Annotated in this window: 11 protein-coding genes; 8 read left to right on the top strand and 3 right to left on the bottom strand. The window is 45.0% G+C overall.

The genetic code is table 11. From position 1 onward, the window contains the following. The first annotated feature begins 175 nt into the window (after positions 1–175). The gene (pheA, locus tag NYE65_RS04405) at positions 176–1,051 is read left to right on the top strand and encodes a prephenate dehydratase (RefSeq protein WP_063575561.1); all 876 of its coding nucleotides are present in this window, start codon (positions 176–178) and stop codon (positions 1,049–1,051) included. 362 nt (positions 1,052–1,413) lie between these two features. After that, positions 1,414–2,106 (top strand): DUF6944 family repetitive protein, encoded by a 693-nt coding sequence (locus NYE65_RS04400; RefSeq protein WP_340859935.1) that lies wholly within the window; start codon positions 1,414–1,416, stop codon positions 2,104–2,106. Between the two features lie 60 nt (positions 2,107–2,166). On the opposite strand, the gene NYE65_RS04395 is transcribed toward NYE65_RS04400, so the two are convergent. Continuing rightward, positions 2,167–2,697, bottom strand: a complete 531-nt coding sequence (locus tag NYE65_RS04395; protein ID WP_053535832.1) for a transcription repressor NadR — start codon at positions 2,695–2,697, stop codon at positions 2,167–2,169. Positions 2,698–2,746: 49 nt separating this feature from the next. Next, positions 2,747–3,874 carry an IscS subfamily cysteine desulfurase gene (locus NYE65_RS04390; RefSeq protein ID WP_340859934.1) on the bottom strand — a complete coding sequence of 376 codons (1,128 nt, stop codon included), beginning with the start codon at positions 3,872–3,874 and terminating at the stop codon, positions 2,747–2,749. A 103-nt stretch (positions 3,875–3,977) separates the two neighbouring features. On the opposite strand from NYE65_RS04390, the gene nadB reads away from it, so the two are divergent. From nadB to nadA, 3 genes are read left to right on the top strand one after another with little or no spacing between them, the layout of a single operon-like run. Continuing rightward, positions 3,978–5,561 carry an L-aspartate oxidase gene (gene nadB, locus NYE65_RS04385; RefSeq protein WP_340859933.1) on the top strand — a complete coding sequence of 528 codons (1,584 nt, stop codon included), beginning with the start codon at positions 3,978–3,980 and terminating at the stop codon, positions 5,559–5,561. Then, positions 5,542–6,393, top strand: coding sequence for a carboxylating nicotinate-nucleotide diphosphorylase (nadC, locus tag NYE65_RS04380; RefSeq protein WP_340859932.1), 852 nt, complete (start codon positions 5,542–5,544; stop codon positions 6,391–6,393). Before nadB ends, nadC begins: the two co-directional genes overlap by 20 nt. Then, positions 6,390–7,496, top strand: coding sequence for a quinolinate synthase NadA (gene nadA, locus NYE65_RS04375; protein ID WP_057276629.1), 1,107 nt, complete (start codon positions 6,390–6,392; stop codon positions 7,494–7,496). The genes nadC and nadA overlap by 4 nt, the downstream gene beginning before the upstream one ends. Before the next feature lie 394 nt (positions 7,497–7,890). Here the strand turns inward: nadA and ypfJ are convergent, their stop codons facing one another. Next, positions 7,891–8,736 (bottom strand): KPN_02809 family neutral zinc metallopeptidase, encoded by an 846-nt coding sequence (ypfJ, locus tag NYE65_RS04370; protein WP_340859931.1) that lies wholly within the window; start codon positions 8,734–8,736, stop codon positions 7,891–7,893. A gap of 337 nt (positions 8,737–9,073) precedes the next feature. Between ypfJ and safA the strand changes: the two genes are divergently transcribed. From safA to NYE65_RS04355, 3 genes are all read left to right on the top strand, one after another. Next, a complete protein-coding gene (safA, locus tag NYE65_RS04365; RefSeq protein ID WP_340859930.1) occupies positions 9,074–11,527 on the top strand; it encodes a SafA/ExsA family spore coat assembly protein in 2,454 nt (817 codons plus the stop codon). Then, positions 11,517–12,464, top strand: a complete 948-nt coding sequence (locus NYE65_RS04360) for a phosphotransferase (RefSeq protein ID WP_170956534.1) — start codon at positions 11,517–11,519, stop codon at positions 12,462–12,464. The genes safA and NYE65_RS04360 overlap by 11 nt, the downstream gene beginning before the upstream one ends. A 102-nt stretch (positions 12,465–12,566) precedes the next feature. After that, positions 12,567–13,166 (top strand): YhcN/YlaJ family sporulation lipoprotein, encoded by a 600-nt coding sequence (locus NYE65_RS04355; protein ID WP_176548617.1) that lies wholly within the window; start codon positions 12,567–12,569, stop codon positions 13,164–13,166. Positions 13,167–13,242: the final 76 nt, after the last annotated feature.

The raw sequence follows: 13,242 nt of genomic DNA, 5'->3' as shown, positions 1-13,242 counted from the left end.
AAATCGACGGTCAGCGTTTAAAAACATAAAACAGCCTGAAGACAAACTCATTTATTATCGGGTTTGTCTTCAGGCTGTTTTCATTTGTAAGAGGAAATTAACGATTAACTATTGTAAAAAATCAGAAAATGGCATAACATAAACAATAGATTTTCCGTGAAAAGGAGTTTATAATATGACAGCGAAAATTGCATTTCTTGGACCAAAAGCAACGTTCACGGATTTAGCTGTATCGCGACTATTTCCTAATGATATAAAAATACCGATGAACACGATTCCGGACTGCCTTGATGCTGTTCGGGACGGGGAAGTGAATCACGCGCTCGTGCCGATCGAGAATGCTTTAGAGGGGTCGGTAAATATAACGATGGATTACTTAGTACATGAAGTCACATTGCCGATGAAAGGCGAAGTGACGATTCCAATCCAACAGCATTATATGGTGCACCCGGATCATGCATATCCTGGTTTCAAACCTGACATGGTTTATTCGCATTCCCATGCCATCGCTCAATGCCGCAAATTCCTACATAATGAGCTAAGGGGCATTCCATATGAGTATGTCACATCCACTGCAGCCGCTGCGAAGATGGTGATGGAGAATCCCGATATCAATATTGCGGCGATTGCAAATGATATGGCTGCAGAGGAGTACGGTTTGACGATTGTCAAACAAAATATTCACGATTATGAACATAATCACACCAAGTTTATCGTCGTATCCAACAGTGAAGTCGACTATGAAGGGCATTTGACCGTTGAAGGGGATAAGAAAACGACCTTGATGATTCAGCTGCCTGCCGACCACTCAGGGCAGCTGCACCAAGTGCTTTCCGCTTTTTCCTGGAGGAAACTTAACCTTTCCAAGATTGAATCAAGACCCATGAAAACAGGATTAGGCAATTACTTCTTCATCATCGACATCGAAATGTCCCTTGACGATGTCCTGATCCCAGGAGCGATCTCTGAGCTCGAGGCCTTAGGATGTACGGTATCGATCATGGGAAGCTATACATGCTTTAAAGTCCAAACTGGTGTACCGCAACGATGAATGTTAAAAGCTGAGTACAATGAATAAGAAGGGTGCCCCGGGATTATTTCCGGGGCATTTTTTGTGTTCGTTAAGATTTGTATTTCCCTTGTGTACAAGTTCCTAAAATGGTGGGCTGTCATTTGATGAAATATATAGCAATAGGCAGGTTTATTGGATTTTCGGAAGATGGCGAAGTTTTTCATGATAAAAAGTGCCTATGATTCTGGATGGAAAACAAACACCGATTGTGCTGAAAGCAAATACAATAAGTAAATCTCGGTGGGCCATATGTGGAACTCGCAATACATATTTTGAAAACTAATTCAGTGGATGCACCTTTTTTATCAAAAAATACAGAGAGAGGGTGGTGGTCAGCAGAGATGGATAATCAATTCAAAGAAACTTTCGGTTCTTGGATTCAAGCGATAGGAACTGTCATTTCTGCTATAGCGGGTACACCCTCCCATGTCTTGGACGAAGAATTTCGTAATAACTTGGATTTGATTGGAAATGAACTTCAAGCAACAGGAAATGCCTTATTGGCCGACGCGGAAGAAACCTGGTCCCTGGATAAATTCGGGAATATAATACAGGCAATCGGAAATTCGACTGTTATCTTAGGCCTAGTCATTGATTTTGATGAAATAACGAAACAGGAATTAATCATCAAAGGCAATCTGATTCAAGCGTTGGGAGGAGGAACCGCTTTGGCGGGGGCATACGAAAATCCGGATGAACCGGAACAGGCCTTTAATGCTACGGGAAATTTGTTGCAGGCGATTGGGAATTCGATGCAAGCGATGGGTGGAATTGCCGAACTTAAAAATAGTATTCTAGAAAAAGACCAAGATAAGGATCAAGAACAAGAAGAACAAGATAAGGAGCAGGAACAGCAAAAATATCAATATCCTAATTTGGAAGAGAAGCCATCTGATGGAGAATTAATCCAAGTGATGGGGGGATGGGTACAGGCGGTCGGTTCCGTCATTAGCCTTATAGGGCAGTTGAGAAGTAACGAAGATGAAAACTCCGGGAATGGAAGCTCAAATGAAAGCAATTCCAATGATGAGTGAGCATGAGAGTCCATAAAAAAAATCCTCAAAAGCCCTATCTTTTGAGGATTTTTCGTTCATTCAATCGACTAAAATGCCGGCATCCCTCAAAGCGCACTCCGCTTCGTCGAGCAGTTCTTCAGATGATGCGCTCAGTGTATGGAGATGGATGCCGCTCGTTAGTTCCGATAAAAACGATGCATTCGTTGCCGTCACCCTTGAAAGAAATTGCTGGACCTCCTTACGGCTGCTGACCATGATGGAAGCGGTTAGGTCGCCGTATACGGGGTGCTCGATTTTGACATCTTTCACCGTGATGCCGATATCCACTAGTAAATATAGTTCTTCTTGGGTCCGGGAAGGATCGTGCTGGCAAGCAATGATCCTTTCCGGCTTCTGCGTGCTCCCCGTTTGCAGGTACAGATAGCCTTGGCTTGTGGCAATGATAGGTTCATTCCGCGCTTTCAGGAGGGTTATGTCACCAACGATAACCTGCCGGCTTACATTCGTTATTTGCGAAAGCTCGCTGCCCGTTACAGGCTCCGTGCTTGTTTGCAATAAATGTAAGAGTTTCGTCCGTCTTTCTTCCCCAAGTAATTTCTTTCTTTCCATAAACATTCACCTCTTTAATTACAAACATTCTAACACAGATTGGAGGGGTTTATCGAATGGAAGCTATTCCTTCGATGCAGTCCGCCAACTTGTGAATGTCGTCGGCCGTCGTGTTTTTGCCAAAGGAAAAGCGGACGAATTGATGGGCTTCATCTTCGCTTTTTCCAATGGCCATCATCGTTTTTGAAGGATCCTGTTTACCGATTTGACAGGCGCTTCCCGTCGAAACGGCGAATCCTTTCTGGTTTAATTCCAGCATGATGTACTGTCCTTGCAATCCAGCGAAGGTCAGCGCCAATATGTGAGGCAATTGCTCGTATTTTGCTTCGATGATTTGAAAATCGATTTTCCTTTCCGTCAGCAGTTGAATCAATTGCGTCCTAAGTGCGGAAATCCGTTTTCGTTCTTCTTCCATGATATCGCCCAATTTCTTAGCAGCGGTCACGAAGGAAGCTATCCCGGGGACGTCCACTGTTCCTGGTCTGAAACCATATTCATGAGTGATATTCGGTACCGAAGCCTTCAACTTATGGATGGCCGGGAAAATGACGGCACCAGTCCCTTTTGGACCATAAACTTTATGACTGGAAACGGATAGTCCATCACATGAGGCGGCTATCATGCCAAGCGGTAATTTAGCAAATGATTGGACGCAATCCACATGAAAAAAAGCCTGGTGTTTTCGAACGATTTCACTTATTTGCTCAATGGGTTGAATGACCCCGATTTCCGAATTCACATGTTGGACAATGACTAAGCATGTTCTCTCCGACATGCATTCCTGCAGATGTTCAATATCAACACGGCCATCTTTCAAATGCCGTAAATAAGTAACCTCGAAGCCATCTTGTTCAAGCTTTTCGACGAAATTGGCAAGAGATGCATGTTCAGTCCGGCTTACAATCAAGTGGTTCTGCCAGGATGGTTTCGAAGCGATGAAAGTATCTATCGCAAGCATGTTGCTTTCTGATCCGCCGCTCGTAAAGATGATTCCTTCCTTTTTTATGTTCAGCATTTCTGCGAGTTGCTGCCGTGACATATCCAATAAACGTGCCGCTTCAGAGCCAATATCATGCAAACTGCTCGCATTCCCGAAAAACTTCCGGGATGCTTGGCTGAATACGTCAAGAGCCTCCTCATCAATCGGAGTTGTAGCGGCGTAATCCAAATAAATCAAGAAATCACTTCCATCCTTTAATCTTAAAAAACTCTTGATAATAGTTTAATAATATGTAAATATAGTTGTCAAGACACCTGTCATAAACAGGAGGAATGAAATAATGGTAAAAGCGGATATCATCGTGATAGGCAGTGGGATTGCTGCCTTGAAAACGGCATTGGAAGCAAGTGAACATAAGCATGTGATACTCATCACAAAATCAAATATCCGTCATGGTAATTCTTATTTAGCCCAGGGCGGGATTGCTGCTGCAATATCTGATCGTGATCGAGTATCCTTTCATAAAAAAGATACGCTGGCGGCTGGTCAGCGATATAACAAGGTGAAGGCAGTGGAAAAACTCGTTGAAGAGGCACCTTCGGTTATAGCTGAACTTATTGCTTCGGGTATGCGATTTGACCAAGATGATGACGGAAATTTATTGCTTGGCATGGAGGGGGCCCACAGTGAACGAAGAATCCTCCATAGTCACGGGGATGCTACCGGAAAGTACATGATGGAACATCTTATAGGCTGCTTGAAAAAATCATCGGTTACTGTGATGGAGAATGTTGCTGCAGTGGAGTTGATCATCGGAAAAGATGATTCTTGCATAGGCGTCAAAACACTTGATAAGGCAGGGGAACTTGTTGCCTATCACGCGGAACGGACGGTTTTGGCAACAGGAGGCTGTGGTTCCCTATACCATTTCACTTCAAATTCACAAACGGTTTCAGGTGATGGGATCGCACTTGCATTCAAGGCCGGTGCAAAAGTGCGTGACATGGAATTCATACAATTCCATCCGACCCTGCTTTTTGTGAATGGCAAAGTGAAAGGGCTGGTTTCAGAAGCGGTTCGCGGGGATGGTGCGAGATTAGTGACGGAAATGGGAAAGCCGATCATGGAGGATGTCCATAGCTTGAAGGATCTAGCACCAAGGCATATTGTTGCACAGACGATTTTTTCTTATTTGCAGCGCGGTGAAAAGGTATTTTTGGATATTTCGATGATCAAGGATTTTAAAAATCGTTTTCCGACAGTGTTCTCATTATGTGAAAAAAGCGGGCTGGACCTTCAATTGGGGAAAATCCCGGTTGCACCTGGAAACCATTTTCTAATGGGAGGGATTGATGTGGATGAATCGGGGCAAACCTCTGTACCCTCTTTGTATGCAGTTGGTGAAGTGGCATGCACTGGTGTACATGGTGCAAACCGATTGGCAAGCAACTCCCTTCTCGAAGGATTGGTTTTTGGAAATACGCTTGGCCGTTTCCTTGCTAAAGTGCCGGCAAGGTCGATACCGCAAGAAAAAGAGCAGTCCAAAAGTTCCAGTCAAATTTCCTTTCTACCTGAACTCACGACATTGCAGGAAAAATTAATGAACGAAGCGGGAATCGTTCGAAATGAAGCGGGTTTAACTCGACTGAAGGATTATCTTGAGACATTTAATATCGAAAAATTGCTGCAAATGGAAGTGACGGCATTACCGATACAGGAAATAACGAAAATCAATGCCATCATCGTGGCGTGGCTGATTGCCGAATCCGCATTGACCAGAACCGAAAGCAGGGGCGGTCATTTCCGCAGTGACTATCCTAACGAAGATGACACCCAATGGCTTGAAAATTCGGTTATCCTTGCTTGCACGGATGTAAAAAACCGAGTGAAAGGGAGACGACTATATGAATATATTGAAGCTTAAGCAGATGCTGCAACAATTTTTAATGGAAGATATAGGGGAATGCGATGTAACGAGCGATACGATTTTTGACCAAGGTGAACAAGGTACTTTGACATTCATCGCAAAAGAAGGCGGCGTCTTCAGTGGAGGGGACGTCATCAAGACGGGATTTGCATTGCTGGATGAGCAAATAGAGGTTTTCCTTTTTGTTCAAGATGGCGAAGTTTTCGAAGAAGGACAGCAGCTTGCGAAAATGACCGGCGATATGGCCTCCCTTTTAAAAGGGGAACGGGTCGTTTTGAATTTGGTGCAGCGTATGTCCGGAATTGCGACACAGGCCCATAAAGCTGCCATGATATTAGCGGGGACGAGGACGAGAGCTTGTGATACGAGGAAAACCACACCGGGCCTGCGGATGCTTGAAAAATATGCGGTCCGTTCCGGCGGGGCATTCAATCACCGATATGGTCTGTATGATGCAGTCATGATAAAGGACAACCATATTTCTTTCGCTGGGTCCATAACGAAAGCGGTTCAAACGGTAAAATCCAAACTGGGACATACCACTAAAGTGGAAGTGGAAACAGAATCACCACAGCAGGTGCTTGAAGCAGTGGAAGCCGGTGCAGATATCATCATGTTCGATAACCGGAGCCCCGAAGAAATCAAGCAACTGATCAAATTGGTTCCCGCCCACATCATTACTGAAGCTTCTGGAGGAATCCATTTAGACAATCTAGCCTCATATCGGGAAACAGGGGTAGATTATATTTCGTTGGGCAGCTTGACGCACAGTGTCAGGGCACTTGATATTAGCGCAAAGGTCAAAGAGCAGGAGGGGATATTGAAATGAACATATTGGAGATGGCTAAAACAGCAGGAAATACATTGCCTGAAAAGTATAAAACGATGACAAAGGAAGAGATGGAGAATCGGGTCCATGATATCAAGAAACGACTGGGGAACCGTCTTTATATCCCAGGTCATCATTATCAACGGGAGGAAGTCATTCAATTTTCGGATTCAACGGGGGATTCACTTCAATTGGCCCAGCTTTCCGCGCAAAATCGTGAAGCGGATTATATCGTGTTTTGCGGCGTGCATTTCATGGCCGAAACAGCGGATATTTTGACGGAAGAAGGGCAGACGGTTATCCTTCCTGATATGCGTGCAGGCTGCTCCATGGCGGATATGGCCGATATTGAACAAACGGAACGGGCGTGGACAAAGCTTCAGGATCTTTTTGGCGATACGATCCTTCCGCTAACTTATGTGAATTCAACTGCGGCCATCAAAGCTTTTGTAGGGAAGAATGGCGGGGCGACGGTGACGTCTTCCAATGCACAAGGGATGGTCTCGTGGGCCCTCTCGCAAAAAGAAAGAATCCTTTTTCTTCCCGATCAGCATCTTGGGAGGAATACCGCCTTTGACCTTGGAATCCCGTTGAATGAAATGGCTGTCTGGGACCCGCATAAGGATGAATTGATCTATGAAGGGGAACTGGAAGATCTGAAGGTACTTCTTTGGAAAGGACATTGTTCAGTCCATGAAAATTTCACTACGGCGAATATTGAAACGCTTAGAGCGGAGCAGCCTGAAATGAATATCATCGTTCATCCCGAATGCCGCCGTGAGGTAGTCGCCCTGTCAGATTATGCGGGTTCGACATCGTACATCATAAATATGATTGAAAAAGCCGAACCAGGTAGTTCTTGGGCAATCGGCACGGAAATGAACCTTGTCAAGCGTCTTATCGCCAATAATCCTGACAAGAACATCATCTCATTAAATCCGAATATGTGTCCATGTCTTACAATGAACCGGATTGATCTGCCTCACCTGCTATGGGCGCTTGAATCCATTGAAGAAGGTATCATCATCAATCCGATAAAAGTGGAGAAGAACATTGCGGATAATGCCATCCTAGCATTAAACAGAATGCTGGAGCGCGTTTGAGTCAGTCCAAAAGACTTTGAATCATAAGAAATAGAGGGGAGAAACACCCGTTCGGTCCGTAGACCTAATGAGGATTGAATGGTCTTATCCCGAATGCAATTTTATCATGGGGTTATTGCCATGATTTTAAAACAAGACCGAGTAATCCACGTGTATTGTTACTGTTTTAGCTGAAACTCACAGGATTGCGACACTCCTGCCGAATAACTGGCTAGCCGAGACACTTGCGTCGAGGAGGCTTGGCAGACAGTCGGCGGAAAGGGAGCGGATTTCTGAAGTCGAATATAATTTTCACCATAAAAAAGTAGACAAACTCGCTTTTCTTCGAATTTGTCTTCAGTCTGAAAGGGGGATAAACTCCCCCTTTTTTTATGTTTTGAAACAAGTAGAACTTTTAAAGGTTATTCGCTTTAAAAGTATTGCCTTCATTCATATCACCGGATTTAAATCCTTTATTGAACCACCGTTTTCTCTGTTCGGATGTACCGTGCGTGAAGCTGTCTGGAACCACGTACCCTTGTGCCTTTTTTTGGATACGGTCATCTCCCACACCACTTGCCGCATTCAAGGCTTCCTCAAGATCGCCTTTTTCAAGCAAATTCTCTCCTTGGACATGATGTGCCCAGACTCCAGCCAAATAATCGGCCTGTAATTCAAGACGGACAGAATACCTATTATATTCAGTCTGGCTGACCTTTGACCGATCGGGCATTTCCTTTTCCGTTGTCCCTAAAAGTGTCTGAACATGATGTCCGACCTCGTGGGCAATGACATAGGCCATGGCGAAATCCCCGGGTGCCTGGAATTCTTGCTTCAACTCTTGATAAAAGCTGAGATCAATATACAGTTTCATGTCACCAGGACAATAAAATGGCCCTACCGAAGAAGCTGCCATCCCGCATGCCGATTCAACACTGCCTGAATACATGACAAGGGTAGGTTCCCTATATTCCAGTCCATTTTTACGGAATTCTTTTGTCCAGACCTGTTCCGTTTCTGCAAGGACGACAGATACGAACTGCGCAAGCTCCTTCTCTTCATCCGTTTCGACATAAGAGCTGCCATTGTTCGGTTCAGTAGAATTCAAGCTGCCCAGCAAATCACTTGGATTACCGCTAAGGAGAGTCACGATCAAGACAATTACCAATCCGACCCCTCCGCCGATTCCTGCCATGCTTTTTCCGGTCATCCCTCTTTTGTCCTCGACATTCGAGCTGCCCTGTCTACCTTTCCATTTCATTATTATTCCCCCCAGGAATGTAAGATAAGTACCTGAAGACAAAGCTTTAGGCCATTTACTTTCTTATACCCGTATTTCCCTAAGTTTAGACAGAAGCTTGAATGAAGCATTCCAGAACATAACTAAAAAACCATTGCCTCCTGAATGCAATGGAATCTCCTTTTTTAAGATGTCATATCGTTTATTTCTTCTCCAAAAAAGTAGCTTCCATGTCCCTAAATCATTGAACCAATCATAAAAGTCATTTTTCACGCATAAGTTTTCATGATAAAAATAATAGCATTTCACCCACTGCTTCATAGAATATATGGACATATGCACAGGAGGGGTTAACAGCGTGAAAATTCATATAGTCCAAAAAGGCGATACACTTTGGAAACTCGCCAAAAAATACGGCGTCAGTTTTGAAGAACTTAAAAAAGTTAACGCGCAATTGAGCAACCCGGACATGATGATGCCCGGAATGAAAATTAAAATTCCAGGGACATCCGGAGCTGTAATAAAAGAAACGGGTAAATCAAACGTGAATATTCAGCCGGGAATGAAAGAATCCCAAATTCAACCGTATCAGGCTCAGCCAGCGCCTATGAAAGAGCAGCAAATCATGCAAAAACCGGCTGTAAAAGAACAGCCAAAATTTCAACAGCCCGTAAAAGAACAGCCAAAATTTCAACAACCGGTAAAAGAACAGCCGAAATTTCAACAACCGGTGAAAGAACAGCCAAAATTTCAACAGCCCGTTAAAGAGCAACCGAAATTTCAACAGCCTGTTAAAGAGCAACCAATCATTCAAAAACCAAAAAAAGAGCAGCAAATCATTCAACCAAAGCCTATCATTAAAGAAAAGCAAAAAGTCGTTCCAAAAGAAATGCCGGTGCCTATGCCGGTAATTCCGGAGATCGATGTCAATAATTATTATATGGTCAACATGACCAATATGAGTGTGCAAAAGCCTCCTGCACCACCGCCTTTACCAAAGAAAAAAGAAGAGCCTGCAGTCACTAAAAAGAAGAAGAAAAAGCCAGCTGTACAGTCAGCTCAGGATGAGCCGGTGGATGATTGTATTCCAGTAACGCCAATCTTGCCTGGAAGCGGCTATTGCATTCAACCGCCACCGTGGGCGCATATGCACATGCAAGGCATGCAAGCCCCATATCAAGGCGTTCAAGGGTATCAGGCGGCTCCGGAAATGCATGGTTATCAAATGATGGAAGAGAGCTCTGATATTTGGGGAGAATCTCATGACATGGAAATGATGGATCATGGATTTGTCCAAGGGGCGAGCATGAATGCACCAAGCCAGCAATATTATCCATATCAAGCCTCCGCACCGGTTCCGCACCATTATTATGGAGGGATGAATCAACAACCTCAAGCAGGTTCATATATGCAACAAGATTATGAGTCACCAGGCGAATCATCTTCCTACAATCAAAACTTCCCTCAGTTTTCACAGACTGCCGGTGAGGAAGAGGAAGATTGCGGCTGTAATAAGGGGCTACTTGGAACTTATGGCCCGGAGGTGAAGGGACAGTATCAAGGGAACCAAGGGATGGATGCCAATGCACAGGATTATTACCAATATCAATCCGTTCAATCACAGCAACAGGCCCCATACCCAGGGATGTCACCTAACGATTCTCAGATGGGAATGGATATGCAATATCAATTTGATGATGAGTCAGTAGAATCGGAAGGATTCATGATGATGGGCGGCCAAAACGGAGGCCAGCCAGGCATGATGATGGGCGGCCAAAACGGAGGCCAGCCAGGCATGATGATGGGCGGCCAAAACGGAGGCCAGCCAGGCATGATGATGGGCGGTCAAAACGGAGGCCAGCCAGGCATGATGATGGGCGGCCAAAACGGAGGCCAGCCAGGTATGATGATGGGCGGCCAAAACGGAGGTCAGCCACCAGGCATGATGATGGGCGGCCAAAACGGAGGCCAGCCAGGCATGATGATGGGCGGCCAAAACGGAGGCCAGCCAGGCATGATGATGGGCGGCCAAAACGGAGGTCAGCCACCAGGCATGATGATGGGCGGCCAAAACGGAGGTCAGCCAGGCATGATGATGGGCGGTCAAAACGGAGGTCAGGCACCAGGCATGATGATGGGCGGCCAAAACGGAGGTCAGGCACCAGGCATGATGATGGGCGGCCAAAACGGAGGTCAGGCACCAGGCATGATGATGGGCGGCCAAAATGGAGTCCAGCCCCCAGGCATGATGATGGGCGGCCAAAATGGAGGTCAGGCACCAGGCATGATGATGGGCGGCCAAAATGGAGGTCAGCCCCCAGGCATGATGATGGGCGGCCAAAACGGAGGTCAGCCACCAGGTATGATGATGGGCGGTCAAAACGGAGGTCAGCCGGACATGATGATGGGCGGTCAAAACGGAGGCCAGCCCGGCATAAAGGAGATGCAAATAGGAGGTCCTCCAGGGATGATGGGCAGCCAAAACGGAGGCCAGCCAGGCATGATGATGGGCAGCCAAAACGGAGGCCAGCCAGGCATGATGATGGGCGGTCAAAACGGAGGTCCTCCAGGCATGATGGGTGGTCAAAACGGAGTCCAGCCGTGGATGATGGGCGGCCAAAACGGAGGTCAACCAGGAATGATGCCGGGACAATTTGGCGGTCAGCCGGACATGATGCGCGGACAGCTTGGGGGGCAACCTGAAGCTATGTTACCTGGACAAATGGGAGGCCAGCCAGGCCAATTCGGGGGCGTGCGTGCACCTGAAACATTTGGGATACCGACATATGTAGATGAAAGCGATGACTACTAATCATCAAGGAGACAGTGTTTTTAACACTCGTCTCCTCTCTTATTTAAATCGTAAGCCAAAGAATGTCCACCATATCCAAAGCAGTGTCTATTTAATAACTTTTGAAAAAGGTCATTCAATGATCCTTAAAGGGTTTGACAGTTTTGAAAAATGGGATCGACAAAGAGAACTGACTTCTTTATTAAAACAAAAGGGATTTCATCAAACGTATTATATTCATCAGAATTTAATGCCCTTTCAATTTAAAGGGAAGTGGTATGGCAGTATGGACTATTTTCCGCCGAACAAGAAAAAATTCAGGTTTTCCAATGATAAGGACCGCTTAGAAGGCATTCAGTTACTGGAAAGCTTCCATGATGTGTCGGAAAATCTCTCCATAAACGCGCCTGTGTTCAATCAATCAAAAAAGTGGAAAGAACGCTTATCACTATTTAAAAAGAACTTTTCTTATGTTCGCCAATATGTTTCCGAAGATATTATCAAGGAATGGATTAGATGGGGGGAATGGTCGCTAGAGGGGTTTGATAAATATCAGTCTTTATGGGATAAGGAAAAGAAAGTCATCATTCATGGTGATTGTGCCCACCATAATTTCTTACGGAGAGCGGACGGCACTTTGACTTTAATCGATTTTGACTTAATGGCAAATGCCCCGAGGTGCATTGATTATTTACAGTACGCAAATCGAATTTCGCCACATCTGGAAGATGCGGCAAACGAGCTGTGGGAAGTGCCGCAATTGCAAAGGTATCAGTCAGACCTGGCCTTTTTATATGCTTTAACTTACCCTACCGATATCTTCCGTGAATGGAATCGTCTTAATAAAAGTTCTTCCCAGCTTCATTCGGTCTGGAAAATGACAGTGGAAGGTTTTTCGGAGCGGATGGAGATGAATGAAAAATTGGCGAAAAGGATTTCTTCCCTTAATAGGAATTAAAACGGGTTTTTGGCCGGATCTTACAGAGTACATTTCCCATTCGACACCCATGCTAATTATGAGCGGAATATAGCTCATTCTATTGCAATGGGAGGGTTATTGGTGCAGAAAATAAAATGGGCACAGCCGCTTTGTACGGTATTGGCCGCCGTCAGTTTGGTTGGATGTGCTAATAATGATACAGCGGAAAATGAAAATATCACGAATGATACAGGGTACCATGAAAAAGATGCATTGGTGCGAAACATCAATTATGAGAATATGGCGCATGGTTTATACAATAAAGATGATGCGTACAGTAAGAGTGACCGTAACTACCATGGACATGAAAGTAAGCCGCTAAAGGCAAAATCATCTTATTATAATTCTTATGAAGGCTCCTTAGCCGACAGAGTAAATGGTGTCGCCAATAAAGTGGAGCCGGTTAGCGATGCCAGGACAATCATCATGCAAGATGAAATGCTGGTCGCCTTACGGCTGGATGACTATAGCCAAGCAAATGATGTTAAACAAAGAATCAAGAAGGAGATCGGACCGCTTACCAATGGCCGTACCCTATATGTAACCACCGATGAAGGTGTCTATTTCAGGACGATGACACTTGATAACAATCTTCGGGATGGAGATACGAGGGAAATGATCATTTTGGATGCCAATGACATGTTCGATAACCTTAACATCCACGAAAATCACTTAAAATAATTTGTGGGCTGACCCGACTTGGAGTCAGCTCTTTTTGATTTTTTTCTGGTTAATAATCCTTATTTGGGTCAAACTA

Source organism: Peribacillus sp. FSL R5-0717, from assembly GCF_038002945.1.
GTDB classification, from domain to species: domain Bacteria; phylum Bacillota; class Bacilli; order Bacillales; family DSM-1321; genus Peribacillus; species Peribacillus frigoritolerans.
This window is presented reverse-complemented; position numbering and strand designations above follow the sequence as displayed.